The organism is Sulfurimonas sp. HSL-1656, from assembly GCF_039645585.1.
Taxonomy (GTDB): Bacteria; Campylobacterota; Campylobacteria; order Campylobacterales; family Sulfurimonadaceae; genus Thiomicrolovo; species Thiomicrolovo subterrani.
In genome coordinates this window covers 43,996-61,150 of record NZ_CP147915.1, presented here as the reverse complement: position 1 = coordinate 61,150, position 17,155 = coordinate 43,996, and the positions used below count along the sequence as shown (strand labels likewise).

At 63.0% G+C, this 17,155-nt stretch carries 15 protein-coding genes; all 15 read left to right on the top strand.

The genetic code is table 11. The features are described 5' to 3' along the window. Nucleotides 1-38: 38 nt before the first annotated feature. The 15 genes from WCX49_RS00290 (at nucleotide 39) to WCX49_RS00220 (ending at nucleotide 17,093) form a co-directional block, all read left to right on the top strand. Nucleotides 39-680, top strand: a complete 642-nt coding sequence (locus tag WCX49_RS00290; RefSeq protein ID WP_345985589.1) for a class I SAM-dependent methyltransferase — start codon at nucleotides 39-41, stop codon at nucleotides 678-680. A gap of 10 nt (nucleotides 681-690) precedes the next feature. Continuing rightward, entirely contained in the window at nucleotides 691-1,737 is a 1,047-nt protein-coding gene (locus WCX49_RS00285; protein WP_345985588.1) for an LLM class flavin-dependent oxidoreductase, read from the top strand. After that, nucleotides 1,710-3,650 carry a TonB-dependent receptor plug domain-containing protein gene (locus WCX49_RS00280; protein ID WP_345985587.1) on the top strand — a complete coding sequence of 647 codons (1,941 nt, stop codon included), beginning with the start codon at nucleotides 1,710-1,712 and terminating at the stop codon, nucleotides 3,648-3,650. Before WCX49_RS00285 ends, WCX49_RS00280 begins: the two co-directional genes overlap by 28 nt. 93 nt (nucleotides 3,651-3,743) lie before the next feature. Then, nucleotides 3,744-5,714, top strand: a complete 1,971-nt coding sequence (locus tag WCX49_RS00275) for a TonB-dependent receptor (protein WP_345985586.1) — start codon at nucleotides 3,744-3,746, stop codon at nucleotides 5,712-5,714. After that, entirely contained in the window at nucleotides 5,714-6,532 is an 819-nt protein-coding gene (locus tag WCX49_RS00270) for a substrate-binding domain-containing protein (RefSeq protein ID WP_345985585.1), read from the top strand. Before WCX49_RS00275 ends, WCX49_RS00270 begins: the two co-directional genes overlap by 1 nt. After that, on the top strand, nucleotides 6,529-7,326 hold the full coding sequence (locus WCX49_RS00265; RefSeq protein WP_345985584.1) for a class I SAM-dependent methyltransferase: 798 nt from the start codon (nucleotides 6,529-6,531) through the stop codon (nucleotides 7,324-7,326). Before WCX49_RS00270 ends, WCX49_RS00265 begins: the two co-directional genes overlap by 4 nt. Before the next feature lie 72 nt (nucleotides 7,327-7,398). Next, on the top strand, nucleotides 7,399-8,670 hold the full coding sequence (locus tag WCX49_RS00260) for a DUF2202 domain-containing protein (RefSeq protein ID WP_345985583.1): 1,272 nt from the start codon (nucleotides 7,399-7,401) through the stop codon (nucleotides 8,668-8,670). A gap of 62 nt (nucleotides 8,671-8,732) precedes the next feature. Further along, nucleotides 8,733-9,038 (top strand): hypothetical protein, encoded by a 306-nt coding sequence (locus WCX49_RS00255; protein ID WP_345985582.1) that lies wholly within the window; start codon nucleotides 8,733-8,735, stop codon nucleotides 9,036-9,038. A gap of 76 nt (nucleotides 9,039-9,114) precedes the next feature. Then, nucleotides 9,115-10,302, top strand: a complete 1,188-nt coding sequence (locus tag WCX49_RS00250) for a hypothetical protein (protein WP_345985581.1) — start codon at nucleotides 9,115-9,117, stop codon at nucleotides 10,300-10,302. Further along, nucleotides 10,299-11,345: an efflux RND transporter periplasmic adaptor subunit gene (locus WCX49_RS00245; RefSeq protein ID WP_345985580.1), complete on the top strand. Its 1,047-nt coding sequence runs from the start codon at nucleotides 10,299-10,301 to the stop codon at nucleotides 11,343-11,345. Before WCX49_RS00250 ends, WCX49_RS00245 begins: the two co-directional genes overlap by 4 nt. Continuing rightward, the gene (locus WCX49_RS00240; protein ID WP_345985579.1) at nucleotides 11,342-14,413 is read left to right on the top strand and encodes a CusA/CzcA family heavy metal efflux RND transporter; all 3,072 of its coding nucleotides are present in this window, start codon (nucleotides 11,342-11,344) and stop codon (nucleotides 14,411-14,413) included. The genes WCX49_RS00245 and WCX49_RS00240 overlap by 4 nt, the downstream gene beginning before the upstream one ends. Nucleotides 14,414-14,425: 12 nt before the next feature. Then, nucleotides 14,426-14,863 (top strand): heme-binding domain-containing protein, encoded by a 438-nt coding sequence (locus tag WCX49_RS00235; protein WP_345985578.1) that lies wholly within the window; start codon nucleotides 14,426-14,428, stop codon nucleotides 14,861-14,863. A 22-nt stretch (nucleotides 14,864-14,885) separates the two neighbouring features. Then, nucleotides 14,886-15,707, top strand: coding sequence for a DUF4405 domain-containing protein (locus WCX49_RS00230; RefSeq protein WP_345985577.1), 822 nt, complete (start codon nucleotides 14,886-14,888; stop codon nucleotides 15,705-15,707). Between the two features lie 103 nt (nucleotides 15,708-15,810). Further along, complete coding sequence (locus tag WCX49_RS00225; RefSeq protein WP_345985576.1) at nucleotides 15,811-16,260, top strand: MarR family transcriptional regulator; 450 nt, start codon at nucleotides 15,811-15,813, stop codon at nucleotides 16,258-16,260. A gap of 125 nt (nucleotides 16,261-16,385) precedes the next feature. Next, nucleotides 16,386-17,093, top strand: a complete 708-nt coding sequence (locus WCX49_RS00220) for a pirin family protein (protein ID WP_345985575.1) — start codon at nucleotides 16,386-16,388, stop codon at nucleotides 17,091-17,093. Nucleotides 17,094-17,155: the final 62 nt, after the last annotated feature.

Genomic DNA, 17,155 nt, shown 5'->3' with positions numbered 1-17,155 from the left:
ACTACCGTTATATCTATATTGATACAAAGGAAAAACCCATGAACAGACTGAAGCAAAAAACGCACAAAGGCGCCCATGACCCGTTGGGGTTCGACGCCATCGTCAGAGAGGTGTTCGCCCCCATCTACCCGGTCATCGCGTCGCAGATCATTCAGCAGACGCAGATGACCCGCGGCGTCTGTCTCGATGCCGGCTGCGGCACGGGTGCCCTGGGGCGGGCCATGGCCCAGCAGAGCGGATGCGACGTCACCTTCTTCGACCAGAGCGAAAAGATGCTCGAACTCGCCCGCGGTTACGCCGAAGAAGAAGCCATCACGGCGCGCAGCCGCTTTGTTCAGGGCGACATCCACGATATCCCGCTCCCCTCCGAGAGCGTCGACCTCGTCGTCAGCCGCGGCTCCTCCCCCTTCTGGGACGACCAGAAACGGGCCTACGGCGAGATCCTCCGCGTACTGCGCCGGGGCGGCCGCGCCTACGTGGGGGGCGGTTTCGGCAACGCGGCGCTACGCGAACAGATCGTCAGCACGATGCTCGAGCGCGAACCGAACTGGGAAGAGCGTTTCAAGAACCGCTCACGGAGCATGCGCAACGCGCTGCCGGAGATCCTCGAAGCGCTGCACCCGGCCTCCTTCGAGATCATCAACGACGAGAGCGGCTTCTGGGCCCACATCACCAAATGAGGGAGTCATCATGCAGATAGGACTCTTCTGCCTCGCCGAACACTACGGCAACGATACGGCCCAGAGCCTGCACGACCAGCTGCGCCTGGTGGAGACCGCCGACCGGCTCGGCTTTGACGAGGCGTGGTTCGGCGAGCACCACTTCAACGCCTTCAGCGTCCTGCCCGACCCCGCGGTCATGCTCGCCTCTGCCGTCGCGCGCACGCGCAGCATCCGTCTCGGTACCGCCGGCTTCCTCGCCCCGTTCCACCACCCCGTCCGCCTGGCCGAGAGCATCGCGGTGCTCGACAACCTCAGCGGCGGCCGCATCGACGCCGGCTTTGCCAAGGGGGGATTCGCGCCGGACACCCGCCACTTCCTGCGGAGCAAGGAGGAGCTGCGCAGCATTATGTTCGAGACGGTCGAAGCGGTCGACCTCCTCCTGCACCGCAGGGCCGTTGATTTCGAGGGCAACTACATTCAGATCCGCAACAGCACGGTGACGCCGCGACCGCTGCAGCAACAGCTCCCCTTTTACGTGGCGACCTTCGCTTCGGAGGAGACGATCCACTACGCCGCGACCCGCGGGTACGGGCTGATGATGTCCCAGGGAGCGTCGCTGCGCGACTGCGTCGAAGCGCAGAACTTCTACCGCAGTATCGCCGGGCACGATCCGCAGATGGTGGTCATGCGTGTCTTCGGCGTCGCCGACAGCGCCGCCGAGGCTCAGCGGGCGGCGCTTCCCGCCATCGACCACTTCGTCAAATGCATGCGCGCCGCCCAGCGCGAACAGCCCCAGCCCGGTTTCGACGCCGAAAACTACGAGGCGCTGCTGCGGGAGCGCACCGCCTTTTTCGACGGGAAACCGTTTTTCGACAATGCGATCCTGGGGACGCCGGAAATGTGCATCGAGCAGATCAACACCCTCTCAGACGCACTGACCCACCTCCATATCGCCCTGAAACCCGCCGCCGTGCATGTCGAAGCGAACGTCGCCATGCTCGAACGGTTCCACCATGAAATCCGACCCTACATTGCCAAAGGAGCATTATGTCCAAAAACCCTCTGCACCTGCTGATCGGCCTCACCGCGTCTGCGGCGGCGCTTCATGCCGGAAACGAAGCGGCGCTCGACGCCATTACCGTCCACGAAACACCCATTACCGTCGCATCCGAGGGCATTGAAACCGCCCGGCCCACGTCGCTGCCCCGCAGCGCGGCGGACCTCGAGGAGGTGATCACCCGTGACACCATCGAAGCGCTCAACCCCTCCGACATCTACGACGTCCTGCAGTACGCCAGCTCCGTCTTTATCCAGCGCCAGGGGCGCAAAGCCCCCGCCTTTGTCAAAGTGCGCGGCAACCGCGCGCTGGGCATCATTATCGACGGGGTCTACATCCCCGCCGCGGTCACGAGCCGCATCCTCGCCGTCCTGCCCGTGGAAGCGATCGAACGCATCCGCGTCGTCCGCGACTCCGCCACGCTCAACCTCGGACCGCTGCCCAACGGCACCGGCGGCCTGCTCGGCGGCGACGATGCCGGCTACCTCGTGATCGAAACCCGCAACCCCGGTGCGCCGCTTGAAGGGCTGGCCGCCGTGCAGGTGGAGAGCTTCGGGCGGGAACACGTCACCGCCATGGCCGGAGGCATCGGGGAGTACGGCTACCTCAACCTCCTCGTCGACTACGACCGGAGCGACGGGGAGCCCGATGAGACGACCGGGTTCGAAAAAACGACCCTCTATGCCAAAGGGGGCCTCTTCTACGACGCGTGGAGCCTGGACCTGCAGGGGTTCGTAACCCGCGGCTCCAAGGAGCTGCAGCGCAGCACCACCCCGGGCGTCAGCGACGCCAAGTGGGAGTACGACCCGATCAAAATCGGGGAGTTCTCCGCCAAAGCTTCCTATGACTGGGGACAGGGCGTCACCTCCCTCTCCTACGCGCGCAGCGACCTGCGCATGGAGCTGCAGCAGCGCTCCTGGAGCAACCCCGACGCCTACACCCTTGAAGTCCAGGAGGAGAACTTCAGCGACCTGCGCCTCGACCATGCCCACCGCCTCGGCGAGCATACCCTTCGTACCGGCGTGGAGGGGATCTGGTGGCACACCCCGACCGGCGAGTACTTTTATACCGGCTGGGAGAAAAAGGAGCGGACGGCGGGCGCCTTCGTCCAGGACGAATGGCACCGCGGCCGTCTCAGCCTGGACGGCGGCGTGCGCGTCGACAAGACCTGGATCGACAAGGGGTACGAGCAGGTCGGGAGCCAGAAGGTCCTGATCGAAGACGAAGCGATGGAGCCGGTCGCCGCGGCGGCGATTGGTGCGCGCTGGCAGGCCGCGCCGAGCTTCGCGCTCTATACCCGCGCGCGCGCCAGCACCCAGAACGCGCCGGAGGTCGAGACCGTCGACGGGGTGTCCCTCTCCGCCAGCAGCCGGCTCGGGGCCGAAGCAGGCTTCGATGCCGCCCCCGCCCCCTGGTTCAAACCGCGGCTGTCGCTCTATTTCCTTGATGTGCGCGACGCCCCCTACGTCGCCGCCCAGTGGACCAACCCCAACGACCCGACGGACATCGTCAACCTCTACGGCAGCAAGGACTGGCACGAATACGGTGCAGAAGTGACCCTGGCCGGGGTACTGGACGCCCTGACGTACCAGCTCTCCTACAGCTACAACCGCAACAACGACGATACGCTGGACAACCGTATCCCCGATTCGACCTTCAACGGTATCGTCACCTACACCTACGCCGGGCTCAAAGGCACGGTCGGGGTCTATTATGTGGACAACTTCGAAGCCGTCAACAAGGCGGGCACGGGCGAAGCGGGCGGCTATACGAACATCGACTGCTCCCTCGGTTACGACTTCAGCGCGATGCAGTTGCGCCACAAAGCGACGCTCTATGCCCGCAACCTCACGAACGACGACTACGAGTCCGTCTACGGCTTCCCGAGCCTCGGACGAGTGATCGGCGCCTCGTACCGGATCGCATTTTGATCCGGCCGCCGTGCGCAGAGAAGAAACAGGTTTCGCCTCTGCGGACCGCGGTCCCAAGCGGACACCCGAATCCATTTCAATTCAGGAGTAACAATGCATAAACCTCTACGCATCTCTTCACTTTTATCCGTTGCCGTGCTCTCCGCCTCGCTGCAGGCGGAGAGCTTCGAGCTCGGCCAGGTCTCCGTCACCGCCGACCCGCTGCTCTCGGAGATCTTTAGCGACCGTGTGGATGCCGAACAGATCGACATCTACGGCGACACCACGGTTTCCGAAGCCCTTACCCGTATGACGGGGGTGGCGTTCTACTCCCGGGGCGGCCGTGCCGAGACGGATATCAGCATCCGCGGTTTCGATTCGCGCCGCATCGGCGTCTTTTACGACGGCGTGCCCATCTACGTCCCCTACGACGGCAATATGGACTACACCCGCTACCTCACGACCAACATCGCTGACATTGACGTCTACAAAGGCTTCTCCTCGACGGCCTTCGGCGCCAATACGATGGGCGGGGTCGTCAATATCGTTTCCAAAAAACCGAGCCGCCCTTTCGAGGGCACCGTCTTTGCCCAGGGCTCGATCGACAGCAGCGGCGACCAGACGGGTACCATGTACGGCGGGAACATCGGCATCCGCGAACCGCACTACTACCTGCAGCTCTCCGCGACGGGCAAGCACCGTGATCACTCCCGTCTGCCCGAAAGCTACGACGCGACCCCGGTCCAGCCCGAAGGCGACCGGCTAAACTCCGCCTCCGACGACCGCCAGGTCAGCGCCAAATACGGCTACCTCCTGGACGGCGGCGAAGTCGCGCTGGGCTACATGTACCAGCACGCGACCAAGCAGCAGCCTACTGTCACCGACCCCGTCTACGGCCGTGAAAAGTACTGGGACTGGCCGAAATGGGATATGCAGAGCCTCTACGCCGTCGGGAAGCACACCCTCTTCGGCGGGCTCTTCAAAGCGACGGCCTACTACACGGAGTACGAAAGCAAGCTCTACTCCTACGACGACATCAACCTGACGACGATGAACAAAAAATTCGCCTGGAAATCGAACTACAAGGAGTCTACTTACGGCCTCCGGGCAGAGTACACCGTCGATGCGGCGGGCAACCGGTTCACCCTCTCTTCGAACTACAAGCATGATCACCACAAGGGGTACGACATCGACAAGGTGACCAACGTCAGCACCCTGACGGAGGAGTTCGAAGATACGACCCTCTCCTTCGGCCTGGAGGACAGCTACCGCTTCGCGGAGCGCTTCACCCTTGTCGCGGGCATCGGCTACGACGTCAAATCCTCCGACTACATCAGCGACCCGACGATCGACGACAAGAAAGACGAATCGGCCTGGAACCCGGAGGCGGCCCTTATCGCGGAGCTCGCCCCCAAACAGACCCTCCGCCTCAGCGTCGCCCAGAAGACCTATTTCCCCTCGATGAAAGAGCGCTACTCCTACAAGCTCGGCTACGGGGTACCCAACGGCGACCTGAAACCGGAGATGACGGGCCACAGCGAACTCGCCTACAAGGGGGTCTTCAACGATGCATGGATCGCGGAGGCGGCCGGCTTCTACCTGGTGACGGAGGATTACATCCAGGCCGTCTACTACGACACCTTTGACGGCGTCGACCGCACGCAGAACCAGAACATCGGCACCTTCTACCGTTCGGGGGCGGAGCTCGCCCTCTCCTACATCGCCGACGTTTACGAAGCGGGGGCGAATGCCACTTTCCTGAAAATCGGCAGCGCCTCTTCCGACAAGCCCATCGGCGTACCGACGCGCGAATACAACCTCTTCACCCGCGTCTTTTTCGCCCCGAATCTGAGCGGCCTCATCACCCTCCACGGCCAGAGCGGCGCATACGGGCAGCTGGCCGACAGCAGCTACGAGAAACTGGGCGACGTGCAGACGATCGACGCGAAGGTGACCTACCTGCCGATCGCCTCCGTCGCGGTCGAAGTCGGCGTCAAAAACATGGCGGACAAACTGAACTATTACGACGACGGCTATCCGGAACCGGGGCGGGAGTTCTACGGCAGACTCACGTACAGCTTCTGATGCGCCGCCTTTTCCTGACACTGCTGTTCTCGGCGGCGCTGCTCGGCGCTGAACCGGTGCCACCGCTGCGCGTCGCCGTCATCGGCGGAATGACGATGAGCGGCATGTGGCAGCGGGTCGCCGCCGCCTTCGAGGCCACACACGGCATCCCTGTCGACGTCGTCGTCAGCGGCCCGAAATCGGAACTCGACGCCTACTGCAGGGAGCACCCGGTCGACCTGGTGACGATGCATGCCAGCGACACCATCACCGACCTTGCCGCCGACGGCCTTTTTGAACGGCTCGCCCCCTGGACGCGCAACGCACAGATGCTCCTGGGCCACCGCAGCGACCCCGCAGGACTGACCGGCGCGGGGACCCTGCAGGAGGCGCTGGCGAAGCTCGCTGCCTCGGAGGCCCCCTTCCTCATCCATGCAAGCGGCGGCACCTTCGAAGTGTTCAACGCGCTGCGCACGAAACAGGGGTGGCGCATGCCGCCGGAGCAACTCCGTTTCACCCCCGCCAAACGCGGTTTCTTACGGGAGACGGCGGCACTGGAAGGGTACACGCTTTTCGGCGTCATCCCCTTTTTGATGCAAAAACAGCACCACCCGCAGATCCGCGGCTTCTATTTCGAAGACCCCGCCCTTATGCGCCCCTACCTGGCGGCCATCGGCAGCGAAGCGCGTATCGGCACCGCCCGCCACGCCCGTGCCGAGGCCCTCCTGGCCTTTCTGACCTCGCCGCAGGCGCAGCGCATCGTGCAGGATTTCCGTATCGACGGCCACCCGGGCACCCCGGTCTTTTACCCCCTCACCCCCAACCAAGGAGAAAAATGATGTTTCTGGAACCCATCGATTTTGCCACCATGTACAAGGCCCACAAACTCGCCACCGATTTCAAAGGCAAAAGCGCCGACGAATGGAACGCCAAGGCCGCGGACATGGCACCGCGCATGGTCAACAGCCCCTACGTAGATACCTTCCTCTCCAAGATGGCGCTGGACCCCGGCGACGTCGTGCTCGACATCGGCTGCGGGCCGGGCACCCTGGCACTCGCCCTGGCCAAAAAGGTCAAAAAGGTGATCGCCGTCGACTACGCCGAACAGATGCTCGAACAGCTGCGCCTCTACGCCGAACGCGAAGGGATCACCAACATCGAGACGCACCGGCTGAGCTGGGAAGACGACTGGAGCGCGCTGCCCGAGGCCGACATCGCCGTCGCGTCGCGCAGCCTGGAAGTCGGCGACATCGAAACGGCCCTCTCGAAGATGACGCACCACGCCGCAAAGGCCTGCTACCTCACCTACAAGGCCGGGGGCAGCTACGTCGACCTGGAGATCCTCGAGTTCATCGGCCGGCAGATCACCCCGAAGCCCGACTTCTGGTATATCCCGCTGATCCTTTACCAAAAAGGGCTGCTGCCGCGCGTCGACTACATCGAGACCGAACAAGGCAGCATCAAAAGCGGCAGCGCCGACGCCTTCGTCTCCTCCCTGCGCTGGAGCCTCGGCACCCTCAGCAGCGACGAGGAGGAAAAGGCGTACCACTACTACGACAAGGTCGTCGCCAAATCCAACCGGCACCCCCGTCCCTTCAACTGGGCCTTCGTCGCCTGGGAGACAGCGCGCTGATGCGCCGTCTAACACACCCCTAACACTCTTTGCGTACACTGGCACGACGATTTCAGCTTCCAAGGATTGTGTATGAAACCCCTCTTTTACTCCATTGTCGCCGGCGCGGCGGCCCTCTGGCTCGGCGGCTGCGGCAGCACCGGCGGAAGCAGCGCGACCGACGTCACCGCCGAACGGGGCCCGATGCTCTACGCGCTCGTCACCGATGCCTCGGGACAGCAGGCGACGAAGCTCTCAGGCGGCCGCTACCGTTTTGCCAACGACCCGGTCTACCCCGTCACCAGCCGGGGCGGTGTCATCGACATCAACCGCAACGGCTTGATCGACGCCGGCGACCTCGCCGCACCGGAACTGACACTGCAGACGCCGCAGGGACTCGCCCTCACCCTCGTCACCTCCCTGGCGCACAAGGCCCAGATCGCGACGATGCTGCAGAACGATTTCAACCTGAGCGAAACGCGCATCTTCAATGCGACGCCCTCCGGCGACAGCGCCATTGCCGCCATCAGCGACGAGCTCTTCAAATACTGTGTCGAGCACAATGTCAGCGACCCCTCCACCCTGACGCTGAAGGTGATGCAGAGCCTGCAGGCGCAGATCGCCGCGCGGATCGGGGAGTATGCCTCCGCAGAATTCAACGCCACCAAACGCGAGCGCTACCTTGTCAAAAACGAGCTGGGACTCCGGACGATGACCCAGGACGAGGCCGATGCGATAAACCGCCAGCTCGGTGAGGGTGAGGGTGACGGCACGCCGCAGCTCTCCGAGCTCAACAGCACCCTCAGGGGGACACTGGCATTTATGTGGAACGAGGAGAAAATGGCCAAGGAGCTCTACCTCGCACTGCATGCGCTCTGGCCGCACAAGGAGTTCTATAATATCGCGATGATGTCCGAAAGCCAGCACCAGGCCGCCATCGAAAGCCTGCTGCAGACCTACGACATCAATGTCACCGACATCGACGGGGAGGAGGCGCACTACAGCGCTGAGGAGCTCCAGGCCTACGGTGCAGGCATTTTCCCCGAGCCCGCAGTGCAGTCGCTCTACGACGAACTCTATGCGAAGGGTGTGCAAAGCGACCAGGATGCCCTGGAAGCGGGCTGCATGGTCGAAGTCACCGACGTCAATGACCTCACGGCCAATATCGCCCTCGCAGCGGCGGCGGAGGCCGACGACCTTACCGCGACCTTTACTACCCTCCGCAAGGCCAGCTACAACCACTACTGGGCCTTCGACGGCGCGCTGAAACTCATCGGTGTGACGGAAGGGTGCTGCGTCCTCGGCGGGACGTTCTGCAAAACGCCCGAGGAGTATCCCGATACCCGTGGCGGAGGCGGCGCCTAAAGATTTTGCCTAAGCGTGATTCTTCAGTTTCGGACAGGCTTGTTTGGCTAGAATCCTGCACAATGAAAACACTGCGCCAGCTCCTGCTCTCGGTTCTGCTGTCGGCCTTCTCCTTCTTCGTGGTCCACGACTACGTCATGGCGGATGTGGATACCGACACCCAGTACGAACTCTGCCTCGCGCAAAGCGACACCGGCGCACTCGATCTGCCCACCAAGATCCATGAACACATCCACTCCCTGATGAGCATCCCGGAGGCCGCGCCCCTGCCCTCTTCCGACCGGCCCGTTGCCCTCCGCAGCCACGTGGCGCCGCAGCAGCTCCACTCCCATATTTCACCCGTCCCTACCAAGCCCCCTTTAGCCTAACCATTTTTTCATCCCTATTCAAAAATTCCCATGGGATGGCACACACCTGTGCCGACCCGCATAAAAGGCAATGTCAATGACCCCTTTACGAATTCTGGCCCTCTGTGCCGCCGCGTCGCTCTCGGCGGCCCCAGTCTCGCTGCAGACGTTTCTCGATGCGAGCGCGCACTCCGACGCGGCCCGCGCCGGGCAGTATGCCGCGGAATCGTATACACTGCAGCAGCGCAGCGAACTGCTGACCGACGGCCCCTCCCTTAACGCGCAGGCGGGCTATACCGACGCCAAGTCCGTGTCAAAGAGTGCCATGGAGTACCACGTCAGCGTTGAAAAGCCCTTCCGCACCGCCGGGACCGGCAGGCTCGAGCGCCTGCTGGACAACGGTACCGGCCTGAGCAGCGCACTGCAGACGGCCCGCCTGCAAAACCGCGTCTATACCTACTATATCGACGCCTGTACCCTCCAGGAGGAGCTCTGGCTGCTCCAGGACGCCAAAACCCGCGGTGTGCAGATGGAAGCGCTGATCCGCACCGGGATGGAAGGAGGCGAGTTCGACCGCAGCGCCTGGCTGCGCAGCCGGCTGAACGTCGAGACCCTCACCCTGCAGATCGACGATCTCAACAGCCGCTACGAAGAGACCTTCCGTCTGCTGCAAGCCACGGCGCAGACGGAGGCCGAAAGCCTGCTGTGCCACGACCTCCCCGATACCATTGCCCTGCCTTCGGAGACCCTGCTCGCCGACGCGCCCCTGCTGCACCTGCTCGAAAACCGCCACGGCAGCGCGAAAGCCCTCGCTTCCTATCGCAACAGCTGGCTGCAGGAGGTCACGCTCGCGGCAGGCTATGACGACGAGATGGACGTCCAGCGCGCCAACCTCTACGTCTCCCTCCCCCTCGGCCTGGGAAGCCGCCGTGCCAACGACCGCGAGGCCGCCCACCGCGACGCCCTGGCCGCCGGCGCCGAACTGCGCGCGATTCGCAGCGAGCTCGACGCACGGGTCGCCGCGTTTACCGCGGCCCAGCAGACCCGGCAGCAGAACCTGAAACGGCTGAACGACGAGATGATCCCCGAGGCCTACGAGACGACCGTACTGCTCGAGGAGCGCTTTATGGGCTCCGAGGCGAGCTACCTCGAATACATCGACAGCCAGAAGATGCTCTTCGCCCTGCTGATGCAGGGTGTCCAGCTCCGCGCCGATGCGCTCAAGGCCGAAGCCGGCCTCTTTGCCGACCTCGGCATCACCCCCGCTACCAAGGATAAAAAATGAAATACATTATGCCCCTGCTCATCACCCTTATGCTGCCGCTCGCCGCAGCCGACCGGATCGATCCCGGCACCCTGCAGGTCGCGCTGAGCGCACCCAAAGCCCAGACGGAACTCCCCCTCGGCAACTACCTCGGTACCTATAACTACCCCCCCGCGTCCCGCTTTACCGTCAGCGCCAACACCGAGGGGTTCGTCACCCGCGTGGCCGTCAAGCCCTTTGCCCATGTGAAAAGGGGGCAGACGCTCTTCACCCTCAAAAGCCCGAAACTCCTTGATATGCAGTCCGAGTACATTGCGACCCTGCTGGAGCTGGAGTACTACGACAAAGAGGTCAAACGCCTCGAACCGCTGGCAAGCAAGGGAGTCGTCGCCTCCAAGCAGCTCACCGAGAGCCGCAACCGCCGCCAGAAACTCGACGCCTCCACTGCGTTCCAGCGCGATGTCCTGCTCGCCTACGGCCTGACACCCTCGCAGCTCAAACGGATTGCCGCGCAGCATAAGCCCGACCCGGTTCTCACCATTTCCGCCCCGGCCGCGGGCAGTATCGCGTCAATGAACGTGCAAAAGGGTGCTTACGTCGCCGAGGGTGCCGTCCTGGCCCAGCTCGTCGATACGACCGAGTGCCACTTCGAGATCGATATGCCGTGGGAGACTGCCGATACCCTCGCCCTGGGGGAGAAACTGAGCGCCGGAACACGCAGCTTCACCGTCTTCGCCAAGGCGCCGCAGATCGACCCCGTATCGCAGACCCGCGCCATCGACCTCCACGAGGGCGGCGAATGCGGCGAGCGGGGCGGGGCGAGTATGAACCTCGCGCTTTCGCGCGCCGCGAAGGCGTGGAAGGTCCCGGCCGCTTCGGTCACCGAGCTCGACGGGCACAGCGTGGTCTTCGCCAAACGCAGCGACGGCTTCGAACCCCTCCCCGTCACCGTCCTCTCGCGACGTGAAGGGTTCTGCTACGTGACCGGCGCGTTGCATGCGGACGACCGCGTTGCCGCCTCCTCCGTCCTGGCCCTGCGCAGCGCTGCCGCCGGGGGTGAATGATGGACGCGTTGCTGCGTTTCGCGCTCTCGCAGCGCATCATCATCCTCCTGCTGGCCGCCGCCGTCGCCATCTACGGGGTGCTCTCCTACGGGAAACTCGTCATCGACGCCTTCCCCGACGTCTCCTCGACCCAGGTGAAGATCATCATCAAGGCCCCGGGCATGACCCCGAGCGAAGTGGAGCAGCAGATCACCATCCCCGTCGAGCTGGAGATGCAGGGCATCCCCCACCAGACGATGGTCCGCTCCATCTCCAAGTACGCCCTGGCCGACATCACGATCGACTTTGAAGAGGGCACCGACCTCTACTGGGCCCGCGACCGCGTCTACCAGCGTTTTACGGCCGCCAAGAACGAGCTGCCCGAAAATATCGGCGGGGGGATCGCCCCCATTACGACGCCACTGGGCGAGATCCTGATGTTCACCATCGAATCGGAAAGCCTCAGCCTGATGGAGAAGCGCACCCTACTCGACTGGACGATCCGTCCGGCCCTGCGCAGCGTCCCCGGCGTCGCCGACGTCAACGCCCTGGGCGGCCTGGTCAAAAGCTTCATCGTCAAGCCCGACTTCGCCCGCCTCTCCGCCTACGGCATTCCCGTCTCCCAGCTCATTGAGGTGATCGAACGCAACAACGCCAACTACGGCGCCGGGCGGGTCGAGCAGGGCGACGAGGCGATGATCGTCCGGGTGCTTGGCAAACAGACCGGCATCGAAAGCATCCGCGAACTCGTCCTCGCCCAGCGCGAAGGGAGCACCGTCTATGTCGGCGACGTCGCCGACGTCAGCGTCGGGGCCGTCACCCGCTACGGCTACGTCACCAAAGACGGCAAAGGCGAAGCGGTCGAGGGGCTGGTACTGGGCCTCAAAGGCGCCGACGCCTCCCGGACCGTTGCCGCCGTCAAAACGCGCCTGGCCGAACTGGAGAAAAACCTCCCCGAGGGCACGAAGCTGAACGTCTTCTATGACCGCAGCGACCTCGTCGGCAAAGCCGTCAACACGGTCCAGAAGGCGCTGTTGGAAGCCGTCGTGCTCATCATCGTCATCCTGCTGCTGATGCTCGGCGACATCATCTCCGCGCTCACCGTCGCGCTCATCCTGCCGATGGCGATTCTGAGCGCCTTCATCCTGATGCACCTCTTCGGCATCAGCGCCAACCTGATGAGCCTCGGGGGGATCGCCATCGCCATCGGGATGATCGTCGACTCCGCCGTCGTCATGGTCGAGAACATCGTCGCCTGGCTGGGGCATCCCAAATACGCGCACGAACCGCGTACGCGCCTCATCTACCTGGCGGCCAAGGAGGTAAGCCTGCCGATCGTCTCGGGTGTCGTCATCATCATCACGATCTTCTCGCCGCTGCTCATGCTGCAGGGGCTGGAGGGCAAACTCTTCGCCCCGGTGGCGCTGAGCATCGTCTTCTCCCTGGCCTCCTCCATTCTCTTCGCCCTCTACCTCATCCCCGTCATTGCCGGGATGAGCATCAAGAAGGCCCACGACGAACCGACCTGGCTCGTACGCAAGCTCGAGAACCTTTACATCCCGACGCTCCTGCGCGCCTTCCGGTTCGAAAAGCCTATTTACGTCCTGCTGGTACTGCTTGTGCCGCTCTCCGTCTACATGTTCGGCAGCGTCGGCAAGACCTTCATGCCGACGATGGACGAAGGCAACATCGTTATCGGCGTCGAGTCCGACCCCGCCATCAACATCCCGGCGGGGATCATGCTCAGCACCCAGATCCAGCAGCAGCTCATGGCGGCGGTACCCGAGATCAAGTCCATCATCGCCCGCAGCGGCTCGGACGAGATCGGGCTTGATCCCATGGGGCTCAACGACACCGATACCTTCTTGGTGCTGCACCCCAAGTCCGAGTGGCGCACGCCTGACCCCGACTGGCTCCGGGCGCAGATGCGCACGGTGCTTGAAGGGATCACCGGGATCGAGTACGGTTTCACCCAGCCCATCGAGATGCGCACCTCCGAGATGCTGACGGGTGCGCGCGGCGACGTCGTCGTCAAACTCTTCGGCGACGATCTCGAGACCCTCAATACCCTGGGGACAAAGATCGCCGACCTTCTGCGGGCGACCGTGGGGAGCGAAGACGTCTACATGCGCCAGAACGAAGGGGTGAGCTACCAGCAGGTCGTTTTCGACAAGAAACAGCTCACCAAGTACGGCCTCAACCTCGACGAGGCGGCGCAGATCCTCGCCATCGCCGTGATGGGTGCCGAGGCGGGCAAGATCTACGAGGGGATGAAACAGTTCTCCATCCTCATCCGCGGCGACTACGCGCAAAACGACCTGCCGCTCTCGTCGATCTACCTCACGACCCCGGCGGGCGAGCGCATCGCCTTCTCCAACATCGCGCACATCGAGCGCACGGCGGGGAGCGTCGAGATCAAGCACGAGGGGGCCCAGCGCTTCGTCTCCATCCAGACCAATGTCAGCGGGACCGACCTTACCACCTTTGTGGCGGCGATCGCCGCGCAGATCGAACAGGAAGTCTCCCTCCCGGCAGGGTACCGGCTGGAGTACGGCGGGGAGTTCAAAAACCAGCAGCGTACCATGGCGCGCCTCTCCATCGTCGTGCCCATCGCCCTGGCGGTGATCTTTATGATCCTCTTCTTCACCTTCCGCTCCCTGCGGCAGGCCGCCGCCGTCTTTGCGATGATCCCGCTGGCGCTGACGGGCGGGATCGCGGGGCTGATGGCAAGCGGCCACTACCTCTCCGTCCCCGCCTCGGTCGGTTTCATCGCCCTCTTGGGGATCGCCGTGCTCAACGGGGTCGTCATGGTCAGCTACTTCAACGAGTTGGTCAAAACGATGCCGCTGGAAGATGCCGTGATCGAAGGGGCGAAACGGCGCCTCCGACCGGTCCTGATGACGGCGCTCATCGCCGCCTTCGGCCTGGTACCGATGCTCTATGCCACCGGTCCCGGCTCCGAGATCCAGAAACCCCTCGCCATCGTCGTCATTACCGGCCTGATCAGCTCGACCCTGCTCACCCTGATCATCCTGCCGATCCTCTACCGGCGGATCGAAGCGAAGAACGAGTTACAATATACTGTGTGAAAAGGAACGTTGATGAAAACGGAACTGCTCATCGGTGCCCTGGCGTTTGCCACGGCCATCCAGGTCATCCCCTTCGGCCACAACCACGTTAATCCTCCGGTCATCGCCGAACCGACGTGGGACAGCCCACAGACGCAGGTACTCTTCAAACGCGCCTGTGCCGACTGCCACTCCAACGAAACGGTGTGGCCGTGGTACAGCCATGTTGCCCCGGTCTCCTGGCTCGTCGTCCACGACGTCGAGGAGGGGCGCGAACATTTCAACGTCTCCGCCTGGGGCGCACAGAAGAAGAATGAGGGCGACGACGCGGCCGAAGAGGTCGAAGAGGACGAGATGCCGCCGCTCGTCTACCTGCCGACCCACCCGGAAGCGCGGCTCTCTCCGGAGGAGAAAACACGGCTGATCGCCGGTCTGAAGGCGACGTTCGGCAGCGAAAAACACCGACACTGATCCACACGGGAAAGGGGATAGAATGGAAGAAAAGTTCTCGCTCAAAAAAACGGTCTCGCTGACCCTTGGACTGTCGTTCCTGGTGATGAGCTACACGGGGATCATGCTCTTCATGACCCCCAAAGGCAAGATCGCCTTCTGGACCGACTGGACCCTGCTGGGGCTCACCAAGACCCAGTACACCGACCTGCACATCACCTCGATGTTCCTCTTTCTCGCGGCAGGCATCTGGCACATCTACTACAACTGGAAACCGCTGGTGAGCTACCTCAAGAACCATCTGCACCGGCTCACACCGCTGAAAAAAGAGTTTCTCGCCGCGCTGGTACTCAACCTCTTTTTCGTCGGTGCCACCATGCTGCACCTGCCGCCGATGCAGAGCATCGTGAACCTCAATACGGCGATCAAGGACTACTGGGAGCGGCAGGTGGGCGCCCCGCCGTTCGGCCATGCCGAAGAGGCCACCGTCGCCTCCCTCGCACCGCAGGGCGGCATCGACACGCCGACGGCAATGATGCGGCTGCGCGACGCCGGTTTCCATGTGAAAAACGGCCAACAGACCTTGGAGCAGATCGCCATTGAGAACGGCGTCTCCGCGCAGAAGGTCTATGACGCCATGCTCCCGCAGACCCGGGCGCAGCAGAGCGCAACACCGCTCAGCGGCATGGGACGCCGGAGCATCGCCTCCCTTGCCGACGCAGGGCATATCGACCTTGCAAAGGCGCTTGCCTATCTCGAAGCCGAAGGCGTCGACGCCACGCCGCAGAGCACCATGCGCGATGCCGCAGGCCAGCTCGGCACCACCCCCTACGAACTCTTCGAAACCCTCAAAGACCTGCCATAACCCTTTTCCCCGCAGGGGGATACTTTGGGGATCAGCGGCTGCCGTTGACATTATTACTAATTAGTAATATAATGCTCTTAACCGCTGATGAAAAGGAGGTACCATGAAACGCACGAAACCGTACGGACCGCGCGAAGACGCCGTACTGCGGACGCATATCGAACTGTCGCGCGCCTTCAACAAACTCCGTGCCAAGGAGACGGCAACCATCGCCGAGCACGGCATCACGATGGCACAGTTCGCCATCCTCGAAGCCCTCTACCACCTCGGGACGCTGCGGGTCGGCCAGATCACCGAACTGGTCCTCAGTACGCCGGGCAACATCACCGTCGTCATCAAAAACCTTGAAAGCAAGGGGTGGATCCGCGTCTACCCCTGTAAAACGGACCGGCGCATCCGCATGGTGGAGATCACCGAAGCGGGGAGCGGCCTGATCGCCTCTCTCTTCCCGGACCATGTCCGCAATCTGACGGCGTGGTATGGTTCTGCGCTGGAGACCGAGGAGCTCAGCACCCTGTCGCGCCTGCTGCGCAAACTGGAAAAGGCACAGTAGACCGTTTGCCTTTTCATCCCGACGCATAGCGATTGGAGGATGCCATGCAACGCCGCACGTTTATGGAGCTGCTGTTTTTGTCGCCTCTGATGCTTGATGCCGACACCGACTCAAAGGAGACCATCATGTCAAGAATGTTTGTCCACCGCGCCTCTGACAGGGGCGTTGCCGAACACGGATGGCTGCACAGCCGCTTCAGCTTCTCGTTTGCAGAGTACTACAACCCCGCACGGATGGGCTTCGGGGCCCTGCGGGTGATCAACGACGACGTCATCGAAGCCGGGCAGGGATTCGGCACCCACCCCCACCGCAACATGGAGATCGTCTCCATCGTCACGAAGGGTGCCCTGAAGCACCGCGACTCCGCGGGGAACGCGGGCGTCATCCGCGCCGGGGAGATCCAGTACATGAGTGCTGGTGCAGGCATCGCCCACTCCGAGTTCGCCTCCGAAACGGAGAAGACCGCCCTCTTCCAGATCTGGATATACCCCAGTGAAGAGGGGGGGAAACCCCGGTACGAACAGCGCGATTTCAACGCCTTTTATCACCCCAACCGCTGGACCCTGCTCGTCAGCGGAGACGGCCGGGAGAATTCGATCCGCATCAAACAGGATGCCGCCATCCATGTCAGCGACATCGAGGAGGGCCACACCCTGGCAATGCCGACAGTCGCACCGGGTCACGCCCGGCTGCTCTTTGTCATCGAGGGGGAGGTCGCGGTCGAGGATCTGCGCCTCGGTGCCCGGGACGAACTGCAGATCATGGATGACAATGTCCATGATCTCACCGCCGTACGCGAGGCGAAGGTGCTCCTTTTCGACGTGCCGCTGTGACGGGGACTCACGGTTTACTCACAATGCAGTATTATTATTGAAGTAACGCACCCCAAAGGAGA